Source organism: Holtiella tumoricola, from assembly GCF_027857615.1.
GTDB classification, from domain to species: domain Bacteria; phylum Bacillota; class Clostridia; order Lachnospirales; family Cellulosilyticaceae; genus Holtiella; species Holtiella tumoricola.
Genome location: NZ_JAQIFT010000054.1, coordinates 1 through 20,936 on the forward strand (window position 1 = coordinate 1; position 20,936 = coordinate 20,936).

Here is a 20,936-nt window from a genome sequence, read left to right on the forward strand (position 1 = left end):
GGTTATGTTTAGTTTTGAAAGTATAATGCATAAAATAAAATTTATTGCATATACTTTAAGAGTAACCCCTTAATTAGTGGGCCTCTTAAAATAATATTCCTCGATAGCTCAGCGGCAGAGCATTCGGCTGTTAACCGAAGGGTCGTAGGTTCGAACCCTACTCGGGGAGTTTGTAAGGCCCATTGGTCAAGCGGTTAAGACACCGCCCTTTCACGGCGGTAACAGGAGTTCGATTCTCCTATGGGTCATTTTTGGTGACGATGCGACTTAGGGACACACCCGTTCCCATACCGAACACGTAGGTTAAGACTAAGTCGGCTGATGGTACTTGGCTGGAGACGGCCCGGGAGAGTAAGTGGTTGCCAAATTTACGGCGGCATAGCCAAGTGGTAAGGCAGAGGTCTGCAACACCTTCATCACCAGTTCAAATCTGGTTGCCGCCTTTAAAAACAGCTTAGATAATATCTAAGCTGTTTTTTGTTATGTAGAAAGTTATATTGGCTAGACATTTAAAGAGTACCATATTATAATCCATAGATAGAACTTGAAAGAAGATATAATTGGAATAGAGGCCAAGAGATGGAAGAGAAAATTACAGGTAAGCAAGTTGCTAAAGGTATTCTTATTTTAAGTATTGCAACAGTTATAAGTAAGATAATAGGAGTGCTGTATCGAATTCCTATTGTTAACATATTGGGGGATGTAGGAAATGCCATATATGGGCTTGCATATCAAGTATATATATTAATCATCACAATAAGTTGTTTAGGGATTCCCAATGCTGTTGCTAGATTAATTGCAGAATGTATAAGCCTTAAAGCTTATAATGATGCTAAGAAGATCTTTAAAATTACATTTATTTATACAGCTGGTATAAGTGTAATTTTAGCTTTAAGCTTATGGTCTGGAGCTGATAAAATAGCTCATCTTTTAAAAGGAGGGGAAGATATAGTCCTTCCTCTAAAAGCACTAGCACCAACAGTTGTTATAGTAAGTTTGATGGCAGTCATGAGGGGATATTTTCAAGGAATGGGTAATATGATGCCTACAGCTATTTCACAGACAGTAGAGCAACTTTTTAATGCTATTTTCAGTGTAGTATTAGCTTCATTGTTCCTTCCATATGGTGTTAAAGTAGCTGCTATGGGAAGTACATTAGGAACAGGAATAGGAGCTATAGCAGGAACTATAACGATAGCTGTTATATATAAAATGACAGCTTCTCAATATAATAAAATAGAAGATATAGGTGTAACTAAATCTATATATCCAACGAATAGACATATTATAAAGCAACTACTTATTACTGTTATACCTATCGTAATGACAGCGGCTTTATTTGCATTAATGACATTAATAGATAATACAATGCTCTTTCATTATTTACCTGGTACGGTAGAATATCTGAGGGGGGCAGGGGAGATTAGTAGGATACCGGTTACAAATGCTGCTCTCATGGATACACAGACGATAGTTACAAGTTTATCAGGGCAATTTCTAAGTAAGTATACGCAGTTTATTAATATACCAGTAGGGATTATTGTTGTAATTGTAACTTCTACAATTCCTGCTATAGCAGGTGATTATGCTAGAAAAGATCAACAGGGACTGACACACAAAATCAATAGAATACTAAAGATGGGTATGCTTATTGCAATGCCAGCAACAGTTGGCTTAACCTTATTTGGAGAGCCAATTATGCAATTGATTTATGCTTCAGCTCCGGATGGTGGTAGCCTATTTACAGTAGGATCAATAGCTATTATATTTATGACCATATCTCAACTTACCACAGGTGTATTACAAGCAATAGGTAAACAATATTATGTAACAATATATGTAATGATAGCGTTGGTGGTAAAAATAATTTTAAATATAGCATTATTATCTAATCCTGCTATTCATATTTATGGAATAACTATTAGTACAACTATTTGCTATATGATTTATACAATACTTAACCTAATAGCTATTAAAAGAATATTGAAGGTTAAGATAGAATGGAAACAAGTAATCACAAAACCTATGATTACTTCAATAGGTATGGGTGTAATGAGTTTCTTCCTATATAAAGGGTTTATAATAGTTACACATAGTGTAATAAGATCCACATTAATTATAGTTCCAGTAGCAGTTTTAATTTATGGTATAGGATGTATATTAACTAAAACAATTACATTAGATGATATTCAATATATCCCACTAGCTAATAAATATATAAAGAAATTCAAAGATAGAAATGTAAAAAATATATAAGTTAAAAAGTAGGCTTAACAGTCTACTTTTTAATATTCAAAGGTAATTACATTATAAAGTTAGATAATGAGATTATTTTTATAATAGTGAAGTTCTCTTTTTTATTATAAAGGGATTTAATTTATAATTCTTGAGGAATCATGTATAATAAGAATTAAAAATGGTAATTAATCAAAGGAGGGTAAAGAAGTGAACTATCAAATTGGAGATGTAGTGCAAATGAAGAAGCCGCACCCTTGTGGAACTAATGCCTGGGAAGTTCTACGAGTGGGAGCGGACTTCAAATTGCGCTGCCAACAATGTCAGCATATTATTATGTTGCCTCGCGAGAAATTTGAAAAAAGTGTAAAAAAATTAATTAAAAGTGCCGACATACAAGCTTAAAAAGTAACATTATCCAGTATTATTTTTATCTAAAGTGCTTGTATAAAGAATATAATTATGATATCATATTAAACTGTAATGTTAATCCTTGCTCTACACACAGATGTAGGGCCAAAGTCCAAAAGGAGGTGCCAAGATGAAAAACTACGAATTAGCACTAGTATTTATCCCAACTTTAAGTGAAGAAGAAAAATTAGCTAACCTTGAAAAAGTGAAAGAATTAATCACTCGTTTCGGTGGTGAAGTTACTAATGTTGATGATTGGGGCAAAAGAAAACTTGCTTACGAAATCAACAAACAAAAAGAAGGTTTCTACTACTTTATCCAATTCAATGCTGAAACAGCTACACCAGCTGAGCTTGAAAGCAGACTTCGTATTACAGAAACTGTTCTTCGTTACTTAATCGTACGTCTTGACGAAAAATAATAAATAACCATGAGAAGGAGGTTATGATATGAATAAAGTTATCCTTATGGGACGCTTAACTCGTGATCCAGAAGTTCGTTATTCACAATCAGCCAATCCAGTTGCAGTAGCAAGATATGGACTAGCTGTTAGAAAACAATTTGCAAAACAAGGAGAACCCGATGTGGATTTCTTCAATATAGTTGCTTTTGGAAAAGCTGGCGAATTTGCCGAGAAGTTCTTTAGAAAAGGACAGATGGTTTCAGTCGTAGGTAGACTCCAAACTAATAGTTGGGAAGACCAACAAAAAGTTAAACATACATCGGTTGATATCGTTGTTGAAGAGCAGCATTTTGCAGAGAGTAAAAATTCAGCTGAATCAAGAGGCGTTATGACAAATAGCCCACTTGATACTATGTCACCTGTGTCTACTCCTCCTTCAACTAGTCCGGTAGATGGGTTTATGCCTACTACTATGGAAGAAGACGACGATTTACCATTTTAACTAAAACATTTAAAATGTAAAGGAGGGAAATACAATGGCAATGCAAAAAAGACGTGGTCGTAGAAGACGTAAAGTTAATCAATTTGCTGGTGATAATATCAAAAAGATTAATTATAAAGATATTAATACACTTAAAAAGTTTATCTCTGAAAGAGGTAAAATTCTTCCTAGAAGAATTACTGGTAACTCTGCAAAAGCACAACGTAAACTTACAGTTGCAATCAAACGTGCTAGACATATCGCAATTTTACCATACACTCAAGATTAATTAGTAATTATTAGATTCAATTCAGCACTATATAGAGAGACAAATAAGCGCACACACAATATGCACACGCACTGCCTTTGGCAGTGCTTTTTTTTATTGTCTAGAAACCCTAAAACACAGGGGGTATATATAATTTCTGATTTATGATATAATATGAAAATATATGAGTAGATACATGGCAACTTATACGCAGTATAGGAGGCTTAAGAGACTATGAATCAACAAGTAAAGCAAAATTTAAAATTAGTATTGATGATAACAATATATATTTTATTAGGAGTAATAGGGATATACTCTACTACTTTGATCTTTTTGACACCAATACTCATGGTGCCTATGGCAATCTTTTTAATGAGTAATAAGAAAAACTATAAAAGAGACTTACTTATACATTTGATTATTTCAATTATGTTATACCTTTTAACAAGAAGTATAGCTGAACCATTATTATATATTATAAGTGTGGCAGTTCCTGCTCATATATTTGTAACTTGTTATAGAAATAAATTAGCACTACCACAAGTAGCTATGTACACAGGTGTTTGTACGGTAGGAGTATTTTGTTTTTATGCTATAGGAATGAAGTATTTTAACATTGATTATATACAAATGTATAATACTTTTTTAGATACTGCAAAAGAGCAATATACAGCTTTAATTAATCAAGCAATGAAGATACAAAATCAACCTATATCTAACGATATGGAAGAGCAACTTTTACTTATGAGAAAACAATTTAGTATGAGTGTAGATATGCTAAAATATTTGTATCCATCATTATTACTTCAGATAGGAATAATAATAGGGGTTGTAAGCACAATATTTATGACACTCATGGGGCGTATTAAAAAGTGGAGAATGTTACCACTTAGCCAATTTGTACAGTTTAAGTTTTCTAGATGGATGGGTATCCTTTTAGTAATATCTAGTTTTATTGCATTATTCGTGGGGGAGGACTCTATGACTACAGCAGCATTAGCTATGAATCTATATTCCTTTACAGTATATTTATTACAGATAGTAGGCTTTATAGCTTTAATTATGCTGATTAGAAAAAGCAAGCTCAACAGTACAACTAAGACAATGAGTATTGTATTGTCTGTATTAGTATTCTTTATGATGCCTTTTATAATGATGCTAGTAGGCCTTGCAGATACCTTATTTAATTTTAGAAAAGTTGATATTATCGTTTAGTTAGGAAGGTAGTGAATATGAGTACAAAGAGAAAGAATTCGTTAGGTTATATGGCATATATCCTAAGATTTACTCAAATTGGCTTTATTATAGGGATTTTACAAGGAATCATAAGTATTTATTTTAATACTTTTATTGGAATATTTACTGCATTAGTATTTGTAGGGATGCTAGCCTATAGTTTTATACTAGAAAATAGGCTTATGCTCAAAATGCAAAAGGAAATTACCAATCAGGTAGATGTATTAAGCAAGATAAAAAAAGATATGTTCGTTGATTCTCCTATACCAGTAGTGGTACTAGATAAAATAGGAGCCATATGTTGGGGCAATCATTCTTTTAAAGAAATGATAGGAGAAGAGGAAGTAGCAGACAAGCATATTCGATCTATTTTTTCTGATTTGCAAATAGAAAATTTCCCTAAGCAAGATGAAATATATGAACGAGAAGTGATTAAAGACAGTAAGCATTATCAGCTCATCTGTAACAAAATTCTTTGGGATGCCAATAATACAGGTTATCAATATGTCATTTATTTTATGGATACAACAGACCATAAATTATTGGAAGAAGAAGTTCAAAAACAACGTTGTATGATTGGTTATATATATGTAGATAATTATGAAGAGATCATGCAAAGTATTGAAGAAGTAAGAAGACCAATGCTAGGTGCGATTATTGATAGAAAGATTAATGTATGGTTTAAAAACAACGATGTTGCAGTATGTAAGTTTGATAGGGATCGTTATATGATCTTCTTTACTCAAGATAGCTTAGAGAAAATGCAAAGTCGTAAGTTTGATATACTAGATGAACTGAGACATATTCAAGTTGGAAATGATTTACCTGTTACCGTAAGTATTGGGATAGGACGTAACTTTAATTCACTTACTGAATCAAAAGATGATGCAAGAGCTGCATTTGACCTTGCTATAGGTAGAGGTGGCGATCAAGCTATTATCAAACGTAGTGATAAATATACATTCTATGGTGGTAAAACAAAAGAAGTTGAAAAAAGTACACGAGTTAAGGTTAGAATTAAGGCATATGCTTTTAAGGAATTACTTCATGATGCTGATAAGGTTCTTATCATGGGGCATAAAAATATTGATATGGACTGCCTTGGAGCTGCTATGGGTGTTTATAGAGCTGCAACGCTTATGGGCAAGAAAGCACATATCATATTAAATGAATCTACCTTTGCAGTACAAGAGCTTTACAACCGTATTATGGAACAATCTGAGTACCAAGATTTATTTATTACAAGTGATAAGGCAGACCAGGAATTAACTAAGCAAACATTACTTGTAATGGTAGACGTGCATAGAAAGAGTTATGTAGAACATCCAGAACTTATTGATAAAGCGGAAAATGTAGTTGTATTTGACCATCATAGGTTAAGTACGGATTATATTGAAGATGCAGTGCTCACATATATTGAGCCATTTATCTCTTCTACATGTGAGATGATTTCTGAGATTCTTATCTATCTAACAGATAAGGTTAAATTAACACAAATAGAAGCAGATGCCCTTTTAGCAGGTATTACAGTTGATACTAAGAACTTTGCTTTTAAAGCTGGAGTTAGAACATTTGAGGCGGCAGCGTTCTTGAGAAGAGCAGGGGCTGATAGTACAAGAGTGCGTATGTTGTTCCAAAATGATATGGAAACTTACAAAATAAAAGCAGCATCTATTAAAGAAGCTGAAATATGGGAAGAAGATACAGCGGTAGCTGTTGTATTAGGCAAGCATGAGCATTCTAATATTATAGCAGCACAGGTAGCAGATGAACTTCTAACCATAAAAGGTATTCAAACTACATTCGTTATTACTGAAGGTGGTGAAGGACTTATGATTAGTGCACGAGCATTAGGAGATACTAATGTTCAACGTATTATGGAGATGTTAGGTGGCGGTGGTCACAAAAACATTGCTGGTGCACAGCTTAAGGACTGTACAATTGAAGATGTGAAGATTAAACTAAAAGAAGCGATTCAAGATTATAAACAGGAAGGTGAATAAGATGAAAGTTATATTAACACAAGATGTAAAAAAAGTAGGTAAAAAAGGTGATATTTTAGAGGTTAAAGATGGATATGCACGTAATGCTCTTTTCCCAAAAGGGTTAGCAGTAGAAGCGAATGCAGTTAACATGAATCAAAGAAAAGTAGAACAACGCTCAGAAGATAAGAAAAAGCAAGAAGAATTAGATCATGCGAATGAATTAAAAGCATCTATTAATGATAAAAAAGTAATCATTCCTATTAAAACAGGTGAAGGTGGAAGAGTATTTGGTTCTGTAACAACAAAAGAAATTGCAGAAAGTATTGAAGCTGTATTTGGAGTAAAAGTAGATAAGAAAAAAATTCAACTTTCACAACCTATTAAAGCAATTGGTACTAAAACTGTAGAAATTAAATTACATGCAAAAGTTACAGCTGAAGTAACAGTAGAAACAGTTGAATCTAAATAATAAGGAAGAAAGTGAGGAACGTTTATGGATGAAACACAAATAATGCGTATTCCTCCACACAATATAGAAGCAGAGCAATCTGTTCTTGGTGCGATTATTATGGACCATGAAGCCTTAATAGTGGCAACAGAAAGTTTAAAACCAAGAGATTTTTATAGACCTGATCATCAACAAATTTATGAAGCTATGGTAGAACTACATACTTCTAATAGCCCTGTAGATTTGGTAACAATACAAAATAGATTAGATGAAAAAGGTGTATTAGAACAAGTTGGAGGAATTAGTTACTTAGCAGAGCTTGCAACCATAGTACCAACTTCAGCACATATTAAAGAATATGCTAAAATTGTTCAAGAAAAAGCGATGCTTAGAAGGCTTATTAAAGCCAGTCAAGATATTAGTGCTAAGAGTTATGAAGGCGATGAAGGTATTCATGATATCATGGGATTTGCTGAAAAGCAGATTTTTGATATTACACAAAATGTACAAACAGATGCCTTCTCTCACATTAATGAAATTGTTGTAACAGCAATTGACAAAATTGAGGAAGCCCATACAACCAAAGGTGGTATTACAGGTGTACCTACTGGATTTATAGATTTAGACTATAAGACAGCAGGGATGCAACCTTCAGATTTAATTCTAGTTGCAGCTAGACCATCTATGGGGAAAACAGCCTTTTCACTTAATATAATTCAAACTGCGGCAGTTAAGTATAAGAAAAAAGTTGCTGTATTTAGCCTGGAAATGGCGAAGGACCAGTTAGTAAACCGTATGTTATGTGCGGAAGCATTAGTAGATGCTCAAAAGGTAAGAACAGGTAACTTAGATCCTGAAGACTGGGACCGTATCGCTATGGCTATTCCTAATCTAAGTGCAGCAGATGTATTTATAGATGACACACCAGGTATTTCTATAATGGAGATGCGTGCAAAATGCCGTAGATTAAAAATGGAAAAAGGCCTCGATTTGATCATGATTGACTACTTACAATTGATGTCAGGAAATGCTAAAGGAGATTCTAGACAACAAGAAATCTCTGAAATCTCTCGTGGACTTAAAGCACTTGCTCGTGAGATGCAGGCACCGGTAATAGCACTATCTCAGCTTTCTCGTGCCTGTGAAGCCCGTGCAGACCATAGACCTATGTTATCTGACTTAAGGGAGTCAGGAGCGATTGAGCAGGATGCTGACGTTGTTATGTTCCTTTATCGTGATGAATATTATCATGCAGATTCTGAGAAGAAAAATATCGGTGAAGTTATTATTGCTAAACAAAGAAATGGTCCAACAGGTACAGTAGAACTTGTATGGCTTGGACAATATACTAAGTTTGCCAATAAAGACCGTGAATAATAAAAAGATAAGCACTCTATAGCTATATTGTATAGCATAGGGTGCTTATCTTTTTATTAATAATATTATTTGCGAGAGATCATCTTATACAAATAAGTAATAAGAGTATTTAAGTGAATGAAAATTAGGCGATTACAAGAGCAGATTCAATTTCATTAAAGATATCTTCAACATATTCTAACTTAGTAGCTTTATAAGCATTGCTACCACAGAAGAGAAGAGCGTTATCAACATCTCCTGTAACAGCATTAATAAGTGCTTTAGAGATACAGTAGGGAATATCTGTTACACCACACTTATGAAGGCAATCAAAGAAACAAGCTTTATTACCTTGTGGAGAAGTAATATAGGTGTTAAGGATAGCCCTTCCTGGCATTCCTACGGGACTTTTAACAATACCTATAGTCTCTTCAGTAGAGTTAATATAAGCTTCTTTAAAGGCTAATGAGGCATCACATTCATGGGTTGTAACAAAGCGAGTAGCCATTTGTACGCCATCAGCCCCTTTTTCTAACATCTTAGCTACATCTTCGCCATTATAAATACCACCAGCAGCAATAACAGGGATAGATTTATTGTATTTTTCACTGTATTCTTTTACTACTTCTTTAACTTCTAGAATAATATCTTCAAGTAGTGGAGAATTTTCTAAGTGAGCAGCTGAGAAACCTAAATGTCCACCGGCAAGAGGACCTTCCACTATAATTGCATCGGGTGCAAAATTATATTTACGGTCCCATTGTTTACAGATGATAGTAGCAGCTTTTGCTGAGGAAACAATAGGTACAGCTTTAGTATCACTATCTTTTGTATATTTAGGAAGGTCTAGAGGAAGTCCAGCACCTGATATAATAAGGTCTATTTTAGCTTCTACAGCAGCTTTTACATACTCAGCATAGTGTTTCATGGCTACCATTAAGTTAACGCCAATAATGCCGTTAGAAGCAATTTCACGCGCTTGCTTAATTTCTTGTTTTAAAGCAACTAAATTGGCATGTAGAGGATCTTTTATAAAATCTTTATCTCTATAACCGATTTGAGCACCAGAAATAATTCCAATGCCTCCACACTTAGCTACATGACCTGCAAGTGAGCTTAGTGAAATACCAACTCCCATACCGCCTTGAATGACTGGAAATGTCGGTTTAAGATTACCTATAATAAGTTGTTTATTAAACATAAATCACCTCAATTAATAAAATTTGATTTACAAATAATTTGAAATTCAAAGTATATAACTAGTATAAATACTAAATAAAAAGATGATATGAAGAGAAAAAGTAAATAATATTGAAAAAATGGAATAATATGGTATAATTTAATAAAAGAGTGTGTTACTAAAGCTGAGGGGGATTGAGATGAACGAAAAGATTTATACTATCAAAGAAGTAGCTACAATTTTAGACATTGAAGCGTATGTATTGAGGTATTACGAGAAAGAGTTAGATTTACAAATACATAGAAATCCACAAGGACATCGTATTTATACACAAAAAGATATAGTAGTACTACAACAAATTAAAGAGTTACGCGAGCAAGGGTTAGAATTAAAGGGAATTAGAAATGTGATTCATACATTAGATGAAGAAGGGATTGAATCATTATCACAAGTAAGTGCAACATCGATAAAAGGAATAACACATCCACGTCCAGCAACAGTTGCAGATATAGATATAGATATTACAGATAAAGATGATCAAAAGGTAAAACAGTTTAGTTTAATTATTAAAGAAATGTTAAAGCAGACATTGGTAGAGTATGGGGAAGAGAATAAGATACAGCTTAAAAATGAATTAAGTCAAGAGATGGATATTATGATGAGCAAGAAGATTATGGAACTTGAAGAAGCACAACAGCTCAAAGATGAAGAGTATTATAAGAGAATAGATGAGACAATGCGAGAAATGCAAGTAATGAGAAAGCAATTAGCAGATTTAGAGCAAGTCGGACAAAAGACATCAGTATGGAAGAAAATTTTTAAAGGAAAATCACCAGGAATAGAAGAAAAGAGTATGTAGGGGCAAACTACATACTCTTTTCTTTTTAACATATTAAAAGGTTTTTATACAAATACAGGTAAGTTATGCTTTTTAAAGATACTTTTAGCATGTTCAACTGATTCTTTTGAAGGTTGCTCAGTATCCATTAAGGAATACTCATATCCAAGTTGTTCCCATTTAAACTCACCCATTTTGTGGAATGGTAAAATATCTACACGTTGAACGTTATTTAGTGTAGTTAAGAATTGTGCTAAATCTTCAATGTCTTGTTCATTATCTGTTATATTAGGAACAAATACATAACGAATCCATACAGGAATATTACGTTCATTAAGATGTTTAGCAAAAGCTAATGTAGGGTCTAAAGGAACCCCTGTTAATTCTTTAAATACAGTAGGGTTATATGACTTAATATCAAGTAACACAAGATCAGTATAATCAAGTACAGGATTAGCTTTTTCGATATCAACAAATCCAGAGGTATCCAAACAAGTATGAACACCTTCTTGTTTACACTTCATAAACAGATCTTTTACAAAGTCTGGTTGAAGAAGTGGTTCGCCACCGCTTACTGTAAGACCGCCACCAGAAAACTGCATGAAAGACTTGTATTTTACAATGTCTTGAATCAGATCTTTAGTATCTTCTTCCTTTCCATCATTCATTTTCCATGTATCAGGGTTGTGACAATATTTACAACGAAGGGGGCAGCCTTGTGTAAATAAAATGTAACGAATCCCAGGACCATCTACAGTACCGCAGGTTTCTACTGAGTGAATTCTGCCTATCATGTCATATACCTCCCGTAATGTAACAAGATAAGAGGATAAGTTATCCCCTTATCTTTATAAATTTATTTATCTATTAGAATTTTTCGTGGAATGTTCTGTTGATAACGTCTAATTGTTGTTCTCTTGTAAGACGAATGAAGTTAACAGCATAACCAGATACACGAATTGTTAATTGTGGGTATTTTTCTGGGTGATCCATAGCATCAAGTAATGTTTCACGGTCAAATACGTTAATATTTACGTGGTGACCATCTTGAACGAAGAATCCATCCATCATACCAACAAGGTTGTTGATACGTTCGTCTTCTGTTTTACCAAGAGCACCTGGAACAATTGAGAATGTGTAAGAGATACCATCTTCTGCATGTTGGTATGGAAGTTTAGCAACTGATGCAAGTGATGCAACAGCACCTTTTGTATCTCTACCGTGCATTGGGTTAGCACCTGGAGCAAATGGTTCACCAGCTTTACGTCCATCAGGTGTATTACCTGTTTTCTTACCGTAAACTACGTTTGATGTAATTGTTAAGATAGACATAGTTGGGTAAGCATTTCTGTAAGTTTTGTGTTTTCTAATTTTGTTCATGAATGTTTCTGTAATTTTAACAGCAATATCATCAACTCTGTCATCGTTGTTACCATATGCTGGGTATTCACCTGTGATATCGTAATCAACTACAAGACCATCTTCATTTCTGATTGGTTTAACTGTAGCATATTTGATAGCTGATAATGAGTCAGCAGCTACTGAAAGACCAGCAATACCTGTAGCAAATGTACGAAGGATTTCTTTATCATGAAGAGCCATTTCTAATTTTTCGTAGCAGTATTTATCATGCATATAGTGAATGATATTTAATGCGTTTACATATGTTTCAGCTAACCAATCCATTACGTTATCGAATTTAGCCCAAACATCATCAAAGTCAAGTACGTCTGTAGTAACAGGTGCAAATTGTGGAGCAACTTGGTCACCGTGTTTTTCATCTTTACCACCGTTGATAGCATAAAGTAATGCTTTTGCAAGGTTAGCACGAGCACCGAAGAATTGCATTTGTTTACCAATTCTCATTGCAGATACGCAACATGCGATACCGTAGTCATCACCCCAGTAAGCTCTCATAAGGTCATCATTTTCGTATTGGATTGAGCTTGTTTCGATAGAAACTTTAGCACAGAAATCTTTGAATCCTTTTGGAAGGTGTGTTGACCAAAGTACTGTTAAGTTTGGTTCTGGAGCAGGTCCTAAGTTAACTAATGTGTGAAGTACACGGAAGCTTGTTTTTGTAACAAGTGTACGTCCATCAAGACCCATACCACCGATTGATTCTGTTACCCAAGTTGGGTCTCCTGAGAATAAATCATTGTATGCTGGAGTACGAAGGAAACGTACCATACGTAATTTCATTACGAAATGATCCATTAATTCTTGAGCTTCTTCTTCAGTTAAAGTACCAGCTTTGATATCTCTTTCCATGTAAATATCAAGGAATGTAGATACACGACCAAGTGACATAGCAGCACCATCTTGCTCTTTAATAGCACCAAGGTATGCAAAGTATGTCCATTGAACAGCTTCTTGAGCTGTCTGAGCTGGAGCAGAGATATCGAAACCATAACCTGCTGCCATTGCTTTAAGTTCTTTTAAAGCACCGATTTGTTCTGTAATTTCTTCACGAAGTCTGATGATGTCTTCTGACATGTTAGGTACTTCAAGAGAAAGTTTTTGAGCTTCTTTATCTTGGATTAATCTATCTACACCGTATAATGCAACACGACGGTAGTCACCGATGATACGTCCACGTCCGTATGCATCTGGAAGACCAGTGATGATACCTGAGTGTCTAGCTTTTTTAATAGCTGTTGTATATGCAGAGAATACACCATCATTATGTGTTTTACGATATTTAGAGAAGATTTCTTGTGTATCTTTATCTAATTCATAGCCATAAGCTTCAAGTGCGTTTTTAACTGTACGCATACCACCGTTTGGCATAATATTTCTTTTTAAAGGTGCATCTGATTGGAAACCTACGATTTGTTCTAAATCTTTATCAAGGTAACCAGGACCATGAGAAGTGATTGTTGAAGGAATTTTTGTTTCAACGTCTAAGATTCCTTTTTCACGTTCCACTTTCATAAGTTCAGCTACTTCATTCCATAATTTTGTTGTTCTTTCAGTAGCACCTGCTAAGAAAGAATCATCACCTTCATATGGTGTGTAGTTTTTTTGAATAAAGTCACGTACGTTTACTTCTTTTTGCCATTCACCAGCTGCAAAACCATTCCATTGTTCAAACATGCTAAGGTCAACTCCTTTAATATTTAATATAAGCTTATTATTTGATTTCACCATAGATATATTCTTAAATATGGGAACTAATAATAATTATTAGCTAAATCATTTTACCTTTTTATTATATAATGTATACTGTATACACGTCAATAGTAATACAAAAAAATATTATTATAAATTTTCTATACAAATATAAAAATTAATTTATAATTATTAAAAATTTTGAGTATAATTTAATCAAATAAAATAAGATTCTAAAAGAACCTTATATAAGGAAAGAAAAGCATAATTAAGAAGGATATTATTGTAAAGGGAATAGACAGGCATTATAATAGTAAAGCATATATAGTACATATTTTTAAAGGAGCCAAGTATGATTAAACATATTATGAATGTATTGTATGGTGTTATTTTAGGTGTATCTAATGTTATTCCTGGAATTAGTGCGGGGACAATGGCGGTTATCCTAAATATCTATGATACATTACTTGATGCAGTAAGCTTAAAAAAGGATAAGTTAAAAAAATACTTTCCTTTCTTAATGGCAATAGGTATAGGAATGTGTGTTGGTATTATCCTATTTAGCAATGCAATCACATTCTTATTTGAAAATTACAATATACCTACAAACTTTTTATTTATCGGTATCATAATAGGAAGTATTCCGATGGTAGTTAATCATGCAAAAGAAAAAGATAAAATTAGACCAATTAATTGGATTCCATTTGTAGTATGTTTGGGACTTATGATTATAATGGCTATTACAGATAATGTGGAAGGGAGTACTCCTATAATAAGAGAGATTGACCTGACCATGGGATGTTGGTTAATTATATCAGGAATGATTAGTGCATTCTCCATGATTATCCCAGGAATAAGTGGTTCATTTATTATGCTTACATTAGGTGTGTATACTTCTGTTATTACTGCAATCGCAGAATTTAATCTATTCATATTAATACCTGTTGCAGTTGGTGTACTAATTGGTTTAATTGGTGGAATTAAAATTGTAAAAATATTATTATCAAGATATAATCAAGCAACGTATATGGCTATATTAGGTCTAGTAATAGGTTCAGTGTTTGTGATATATCCAGGATTTACATTTAATGCAACTGGCTTTTTTGCTTTAATATGTATGTGTATAGGTATAATTAGCACTTATTGTTTTTCGGATAAATGATTTGAAAAGAATAAGGATATACTAAATTTAGTACAACAGTGTAGAGATGTACGTGATAAATTAAGGAGAGAATTATGGGAAAAGAAACTTATGTATTCGGACACAGAAATCCCGATACAGATTCTATATGTTCAGCAATTGCTTATGCACATCTTAAAAGTGCATTAGGTGATAGTAATGTAAAAGCAGTTAGATTAGGAAAAGTAAGTAAAGAAACAAATTATGCATTAACTCATTTTAATGTAGAAGCACCAACTTTAATAGAGCATATCAAACCACAGGTTAGTGATATGAAATACTATGCAATTCCACCTATCTATGTAGTGGATTCTGTAAAGAAAGCATGGGATGTAATGACAGAGCATAGAAGACCTATGATTCCTGTTCTTTATCCAGATCATAAATTAGCTGGAGTTGTATCTATTTCTGATATAGCTAAAACTTATATCGGTTTAACAGATGGTTCTGTACTTAAAAATCATCGTACACCATTTGTAAATATTCCAGCAGTACTTGAAGGAAAACTTATTTATGGTGATTACCCACAACCATACGTAGAAGGAGATGTATATACTACAGCTTCTATAACAGATGAGGACAAGCTAAATGATGTAGATATTGTGATTACAGGTAATAATAAAGCACTTATTCAAATGGCTATTAATTCTGGAGCAGGTTGTGTTATCATCACTGACCAAGATATGGAGCAAATTGACTTTACACAAAAACCAGAAAATGAATGTGCAATTATCTGTACACCATACTCATTCTTTAAAACAATAAAAATGATTTCACAAAGTATTTCTGTTAAGAACCTTATTGGAAATCAAGATCTTATCTATTTCCAAACAGAAGATACAATTGATGAAGTTAAAGAGATTATGCTTAATACAACACATAGACATTTCCCTATTGTTGATGAAGAAGGAAAAGTTAAAGGGATTATCTCTAAACGTCATATCTTAGATATTCAAAAGAAACCAGTTATCTTAGTGGATCATAACGAGAGAGACCAAAGTGCAAAAGGTATTGAACAAGCAGAAATTCGTGAGATTATCGATCATCACCGTATTGCTAATATTGATACAGTAGGGCCTGTTTATTTAAGAGCAGAGCCAGTAGGTTGTACATCTACAATTGTAGCTAAAATGTACGAAGAGCATAATATTATGCCACCAAAAGAAATTGCTGGATTAATGTTAAGTGCTATTTTATCAGATACACTTATTTTTAAATCACCAACTTGTACACCAACAGATGAAAAAATGGCAAAACGCTTAGCTAAGATAGCAGAAGTAAACTTAGAAGAGTATGGTATGGACCTTATTGCAGCTGGTACATCATTAGAAGGCGTTCCAGCAAGTGAGTTATTAGAAATGGACCGTAAACCATTTACATTAGGTAAATATAGCACAGCTGTAGCTCAAATTAATACAGGGGATTTCAAAAGCATTTATAAAATGAGAGATGAAATCTTATCAGAGATGGAAGCACTAAGAGAAAGAGAAAATCTTGATCTTGTTGTACTTATGGTAACTGATGTTATTGTAGGTGGAACAGAATTATTTGCTGTAGGGCCAGAAAAATGGGTTGTAGAGCGTGCATTTGAATTACCAAAAGGTGACGATAGTATTTTCTTAAAAGATGTTTACTCAAGAAAGAAACAAATCATCCCTCAATTAACAGCTGCAAGTCAAAATAATTAATACATTTAAAGTTGATAAATAGGACAATTGTATTATAATGAAAGAGTAAGAAAAATTATTTTTTACATTAAAAGGAGAATAGAAAAATGGCTAAACAAGTTTCAAAAGACATGGTAATTGGTCAACTTATTCAAGTAGATAGAGGAATTATTCCAATTCTTATGAGAGCAGGTATGCACTGCCTAGGCTGTCCATCAGCTCAAATGGAATCTATTGAAGATGCATGTGCAGTTCATGGAATGGACGTAGATGTTCTTATCCAAGAAATCAATGATTACCTTGCAACAGTAGAAGAATAAAATAAAAAGAAAGACCTAAAAGTAACTACTTTTAGGTCTTTTTTATAAATAATTAGCTAATACATCAAGTGCATTAGATTCAATAATAGCTTTGCCGTGTTCTTTTAAGAACATCTCATTTAGGTCACTAAAATTACCTGGTTCTCCAAATTCATCTAATAAGCTTTTTACAAATTCTATATTCCCGTTATTGTTATTATTTTCTTTAAGAATAACATAGTAGCGGTTTTGGTACTTGTAAAGAGAAGTTTCCCCAAAATAAAGATGATTGATATGATGAGATACCGCACTTACATCATCTAAATTTCTAAATGCATACATGAGTGCAGCAGGAGCAAGTTTAGTTGGATGAAGAGGTTGTTTAGTAGATGGAGCTGTAGTAGAGGTAGATGAAGAGGCCATCATTTCAAGCTCAGCTAAATTTTTAGCAATAGAATCTTTGAAAGTACGATGAGTCGGTCTTTCGCCTATAATCTCTAGTTTTTGTTCTATTTGTGTAGGATCTTCTACTTTGGTAACAACAATCATAATGCTATCAGTAGAAAGAGGTACAGCTTCTATCATAAGAGGAACATTCTCCGCTTCAAAACCAAAATCTTCATAAGCTTGTGCCATCATGTCCCTAAAAAGAGCCTGTGCCTTTGTAGAGCCGTAGGCAAGTTCGCCTATTTTAATATCTCTATTTTGCAAATCAGAATGATTTAGAGTGACTCGGATTTGTGTATCGCTAATTTTTTCGATTTTCATACAACTCACATCCTTTCATACAGTCACATTAAATGTAGGATAAACCTTAAGATATAAATAAGTATAAGATAATGCTAAATAAAAGTAAAGAGGATAAATCTATCAATTCTTGAAATGACCATAAAGAGTGTCTAATGTATTATATGATAGTTGAAGTATTTTTATTGCCAGTTGATTCATTATACCTAAAATATTATTTTATTAAAAAGTCCTATGGTAAAATTATAAAACAGGCTAGGAGGATATTTTAAGAGTATGTTATACTTATCAGAGTGAAGGAGGCAAAATGATGCTGAAAAAAATATTATTAGGGATGTTAATGTGCATGATTTTAGGAGTTGGTGCTATATTTACTTTTATTATGATGCCGGGGAAAGAACAAGTAGATCCTCTTACATACTTTAATGAGTTTAAAGAAGGACAGTTAAATGCAGTGTATGAGGATGTGAGAGTAGATATAGAAAGACCAGTTATTGAGCAAGATGGATTATTATATGTATCATATCCTTTTGCTAGAGAATATATAGATGAGAAAATTTATTATGATTATAATGAGGAAACTATTACCATCACTAATTTAGAGGAGTTAAGAAGAATAAAACCTAATGATAATAAGATGGTAGTTAATAAGCAAGATAAAGAATTAGTAACACCATTTTTAACTTATCAAAATGAATTATATATTCCGGAAGATTATTTAGAAGAAGAGTATGGCATTGATATTCAAATAGGGAGAGATGAAAGATTAGTATGTATCTCAAATCTTAATATACAAAAGCAGATAGGTACAGTTAAAAAGAAAGAATCAGAGCTTCGTACCCATCAAGATAGAAAGGCTCTCATTGTAGATAAGGTAGAAAAAGGCCATCAACTTACTGTATATAGTGAAGAAGACGGTTATATGAGAGTACGTGATGAAAATGGAGTGATTGGATATATTCCGAGTAGTGATGTTAAACTAGGAGAAATGACTTCAATTAGGAAAAATAAGGTATATACATTAGCTCCAATGAGTAAACCAATAGATGGTAAGGTTAAATTGGCATGGGATCAAATGACAAGTAGAGGAACAGGAGACTGGTCTACACCTAAATATAGACACATTAATAATGCAAATATTATCGCACCAACTTGGTTTGAGTTTGCAGATGAACAAGGAAATCTTATAGATAGAGGTTCTAAGGAATATGTGAATACTGCGCATGCAAAGGGACTTCAAGTATGGGCACTTATTAGCCATAACTTTACAACACCTGAACTTACTAGAACGGTATTAACAAGTACAGCTAAACGTCAATATGTGATTAATCAATTATTAGAAGCTGCGAGAGAATATGGATTTGATGGTATTAACGTAGATATAGAGAATATCCAAGCTGACTTTGGGGTAGAATGGATACAGTTTATGAGAGAGCTATCTGTGCAAGCTAAGCAAGAAGGGCTTAGTGTAAGTGTAGATGTTTATATCCCATCTGCTTGGTCAACGCACTATCAACGTGATAAGTTAGCTGAAGTAGTAGATTACTTCTGTGTAATGGCTTATGATCAACATTGGGGTGGGTCAGAACAAGCAGGTCCAGTAGCAGGACTTAAGTGGGTAGAAGAAGGTATACAACTGAATTTACAGGAAGTACCTAAAGAAAAATTAGTGTTAGGCATACCGTTTTATACACGTATCTGGCAAGAAACTAATGGTGAGTTGACTTCTAGTGCATATGGAATGGGGGCATCTCAAAGCGTTATTGGAAAATGGAATGTAGATCCAACCTATGATGATGAACATGATCAATATTATGTACAAAAAACAGAAGGTGACACAGTTTATCAGACATGGATAGAGGATGCATCAACTGTTTTAAAACGTGTAACCTTAATTAATCAATATGATTTAGCAGGTTATGCAGGATGGAAATTAGGGTTAGAGACTCCTGATGTATGGGATTCGTTAAAACAAATGAAAGAGTGACGTAACGGAGGCTAGAAATGATTAGTGATGATAGATATGAGAAGATGATCTATAGAAGGTGTGGTAATAGTGGTCTTTTGTTACCGGCTATTTCTTTAGGGTTATTAAAGAATTTTGGAAAGACAAATAGCTATGATAATAGTAAAGAAGTAATTATATCAGCTTTTAATCATGGGATTAATCATTTTGATTTGGCTAATAATTATGGGAATCCACCTGGCTCAGCAGAATGTACATTAGGACGTATATTAAGAGAGGAGCTAATAGGGTATAGAGATGAACTGCTTATCTCCACTAAAGCAGGCTATACTATGTGGAAAGGACCATATGGGGACTGGGGTTCAAGAAAACATTTGCTATCCAGTTTAAATCAAAGTTTGAAAAGATTAGGGCTTGATTATGTAGATATCTTTTATTCTCACAGAAGAGATCCCAATACACCTCTTGAAGAAACAATGGGAGCATTGGCAACTGCTGTTCATCAAGGAAAAGCATTATATGTAGGGATTTCTAATTATAATGCTTTAGATACGAAAAAAGCAGTAACTATTCTAAAGAACATGGGGGTACCATGTCTCATTCATCAGCCATCCTATTCTTTGCTTAATAGACGGGTTGAAGATGGATTAATTGATTTATTCAAAAAAGAAGGAATGGGAGCTATTGCATTTGGTTCATTAGAACAAGGATTATTAACAAGCAAGGGATTAGATGAAGAAACATTAAAAGGAGCTAGAGCATTAGATTCAGAAGTACTAAAAGGTGAAGAAACACTAGATGAAGTGCTTCATAAAATACAGCAATTAAACGAAGTAGCTGAACATAGGGGACAGACATTGGCCCAAATGTCTATAGCATGGACACTTAGAGAAGGTGGTGTTACATCTACACTTATTGGAGCAAGCTCTAAGGAGCAAATTGAGGAAAATGTTAAAGCTCTAGACAATTTAGAGTTCACAGAAGAAGAACTTACAATAATTGAACGTATTTTAAATAAGTTAATATAGAAAAACTAAAGGGTATTGGACTAGAAAATTAGACAGTACCCTTTAGCTATATATTTGATATGAAAATAGATAGTATAGGAATTTAACTAAAGAATAG

The 20,936-nt window shown here is 33.5% G+C and carries 19 protein-coding genes, 3 tRNA genes and 1 rRNA gene; 19 read left to right on the forward strand and 4 right to left on the reverse strand.

What is annotated here, in order from left to right; genetic code table 11:
• Window positions 1-97 precede the first annotated feature (97 nt).
• From PBV87_RS14730 to dnaB, 13 genes are all read left to right on the forward strand, one after another.
• A tRNA-Asn gene (locus tag PBV87_RS14730) sits at window positions 98-169 on the forward strand.
• A 7-nt stretch (window positions 170-176) separates the two neighbouring features.
• Window positions 177-248, forward strand: a tRNA-Glu gene (locus tag PBV87_RS14735).
• 2 nt (window positions 249-250) lie between these two features.
• Window positions 251-368 (forward strand): 5S ribosomal RNA (rrf, locus tag PBV87_RS14740).
• Window positions 369-372: 4 nt separating this feature from the next.
• Window positions 373-443, forward strand: a tRNA-Cys gene (locus tag PBV87_RS14745).
• Window positions 444-579: 136 nt separating this feature from the next.
• The gene (locus PBV87_RS14750; RefSeq protein WP_271012760.1) at window positions 580-2,256 is read left to right on the forward strand and encodes a putative polysaccharide biosynthesis protein; all 1,677 of its coding nucleotides are present in this window, start codon (window positions 580-582) and stop codon (window positions 2,254-2,256) included.
• Between the two features lie 189 nt (window positions 2,257-2,445).
• On the forward strand, window positions 2,446-2,640 hold the full coding sequence (locus PBV87_RS14755) for a DUF951 domain-containing protein (protein WP_053982789.1): 195 nt from the start codon (window positions 2,446-2,448) through the stop codon (window positions 2,638-2,640).
• Window positions 2,641-2,776: 136 nt separating this feature from the next.
• The gene (gene rpsF / locus PBV87_RS14760) at window positions 2,777-3,067 is read left to right on the forward strand and encodes a 30S ribosomal protein S6 (protein WP_053982788.1); all 291 of its coding nucleotides are present in this window, start codon (window positions 2,777-2,779) and stop codon (window positions 3,065-3,067) included.
• 28 nt (window positions 3,068-3,095) lie between these two features.
• Window positions 3,096-3,551: a single-stranded DNA-binding protein gene (locus PBV87_RS14765; protein WP_053982787.1), complete on the forward strand. Its 456-nt coding sequence runs from the start codon at window positions 3,096-3,098 to the stop codon at window positions 3,549-3,551.
• Window positions 3,552-3,585: 34 nt separating this feature from the next.
• On the forward strand, window positions 3,586-3,819 hold the full coding sequence (rpsR, locus tag PBV87_RS14770; protein WP_053982786.1) for a 30S ribosomal protein S18: 234 nt from the start codon (window positions 3,586-3,588) through the stop codon (window positions 3,817-3,819).
• A 213-nt stretch (window positions 3,820-4,032) separates the two neighbouring features.
• Window positions 4,033-5,013 carry a DUF2232 domain-containing protein gene (locus PBV87_RS14775; protein WP_053982785.1) on the forward strand — a complete coding sequence of 327 codons (981 nt, stop codon included), beginning with the start codon at window positions 4,033-4,035 and terminating at the stop codon, window positions 5,011-5,013.
• Window positions 5,014-5,030: 17 nt separating this feature from the next.
• A complete protein-coding gene (locus PBV87_RS14780) occupies window positions 5,031-7,037 on the forward strand; it encodes a DHH family phosphoesterase (RefSeq protein WP_053982784.1) in 2,007 nt (668 codons plus the stop codon).
• 1 nt (window position 7,038) lies between these two features.
• Window positions 7,039-7,488 (forward strand): 50S ribosomal protein L9, encoded by a 450-nt coding sequence (rplI, locus tag PBV87_RS14785; protein WP_053982783.1) that lies wholly within the window; start codon window positions 7,039-7,041, stop codon window positions 7,486-7,488.
• A gap of 24 nt (window positions 7,489-7,512) precedes the next feature.
• Complete coding sequence (gene dnaB / locus PBV87_RS14790; RefSeq protein ID WP_053982782.1) at window positions 7,513-8,844, forward strand: replicative DNA helicase; 1,332 nt, start codon at window positions 7,513-7,515, stop codon at window positions 8,842-8,844.
• Window positions 8,845-8,968: 124 nt separating this feature from the next.
• On the opposite strand, the gene PBV87_RS14795 is transcribed toward dnaB, so the two are convergent.
• Window positions 8,969-10,024 (reverse strand): NAD(P)H-dependent flavin oxidoreductase, encoded by a 1,056-nt coding sequence (locus PBV87_RS14795; RefSeq protein ID WP_271012761.1) that lies wholly within the window; start codon window positions 10,022-10,024, stop codon window positions 8,969-8,971.
• Window positions 10,025-10,202: 178 nt separating this feature from the next.
• Between PBV87_RS14795 and PBV87_RS14800 the strand changes: the two genes are divergently transcribed.
• Window positions 10,203-10,862: a helix-turn-helix domain-containing protein gene (locus PBV87_RS14800; protein ID WP_271012762.1), complete on the forward strand. Its 660-nt coding sequence runs from the start codon at window positions 10,203-10,205 to the stop codon at window positions 10,860-10,862.
• Window positions 10,863-10,906: 44 nt separating this feature from the next.
• On the opposite strand, the gene pflA is transcribed toward PBV87_RS14800, so the two are convergent.
• Complete coding sequence (pflA, locus tag PBV87_RS14805; protein WP_053982779.1) at window positions 10,907-11,635, reverse strand: pyruvate formate-lyase-activating protein; 729 nt, start codon at window positions 11,633-11,635, stop codon at window positions 10,907-10,909.
• A gap of 73 nt (window positions 11,636-11,708) precedes the next feature.
• Window positions 11,709-13,937, reverse strand: coding sequence for a formate C-acetyltransferase (gene pflB / locus PBV87_RS14810; protein WP_053982778.1), 2,229 nt, complete (start codon window positions 13,935-13,937; stop codon window positions 11,709-11,711).
• Window positions 13,938-14,304: 367 nt separating this feature from the next.
• On the opposite strand from pflB, the gene PBV87_RS14815 reads away from it, so the two are divergent.
• From PBV87_RS14815 to PBV87_RS14825, 3 genes are all read left to right on the forward strand, one after another.
• Window positions 14,305-15,114, forward strand: a complete 810-nt coding sequence (locus PBV87_RS14815) for a DUF368 domain-containing protein (RefSeq protein ID WP_053982777.1) — start codon at window positions 14,305-14,307, stop codon at window positions 15,112-15,114.
• A gap of 74 nt (window positions 15,115-15,188) precedes the next feature.
• The gene (locus PBV87_RS14820; protein WP_053982776.1) at window positions 15,189-16,820 is read left to right on the forward strand and encodes a putative manganese-dependent inorganic diphosphatase; all 1,632 of its coding nucleotides are present in this window, start codon (window positions 15,189-15,191) and stop codon (window positions 16,818-16,820) included.
• An 86-nt stretch (window positions 16,821-16,906) separates the two neighbouring features.
• Window positions 16,907-17,119 carry a DUF1858 domain-containing protein gene (locus tag PBV87_RS14825; protein ID WP_053982775.1) on the forward strand — a complete coding sequence of 71 codons (213 nt, stop codon included), beginning with the start codon at window positions 16,907-16,909 and terminating at the stop codon, window positions 17,117-17,119.
• 42 nt (window positions 17,120-17,161) lie between these two features.
• Here PBV87_RS14825 and PBV87_RS14830 read toward each other — a convergent pair whose 3' ends face one another.
• Window positions 17,162-17,866: an adaptor protein MecA gene (locus PBV87_RS14830; protein WP_271012763.1), complete on the reverse strand. Its 705-nt coding sequence runs from the start codon at window positions 17,864-17,866 to the stop codon at window positions 17,162-17,164.
• A gap of 289 nt (window positions 17,867-18,155) precedes the next feature.
• Here PBV87_RS14830 and PBV87_RS14835 point away from each other — a divergent pair, with 289 nt between their 5' ends.
• Window positions 18,156-19,832 (forward strand): glycosyl hydrolase family 18 protein, encoded by a 1,677-nt coding sequence (locus PBV87_RS14835; RefSeq protein ID WP_271012764.1) that lies wholly within the window; start codon window positions 18,156-18,158, stop codon window positions 19,830-19,832.
• Between the two features lie 17 nt (window positions 19,833-19,849).
• Window positions 19,850-20,839, forward strand: coding sequence for an aldo/keto reductase (locus PBV87_RS14840; protein ID WP_271012765.1), 990 nt, complete (start codon window positions 19,850-19,852; stop codon window positions 20,837-20,839).
• Window positions 20,840-20,936: the final 97 nt, after the last annotated feature.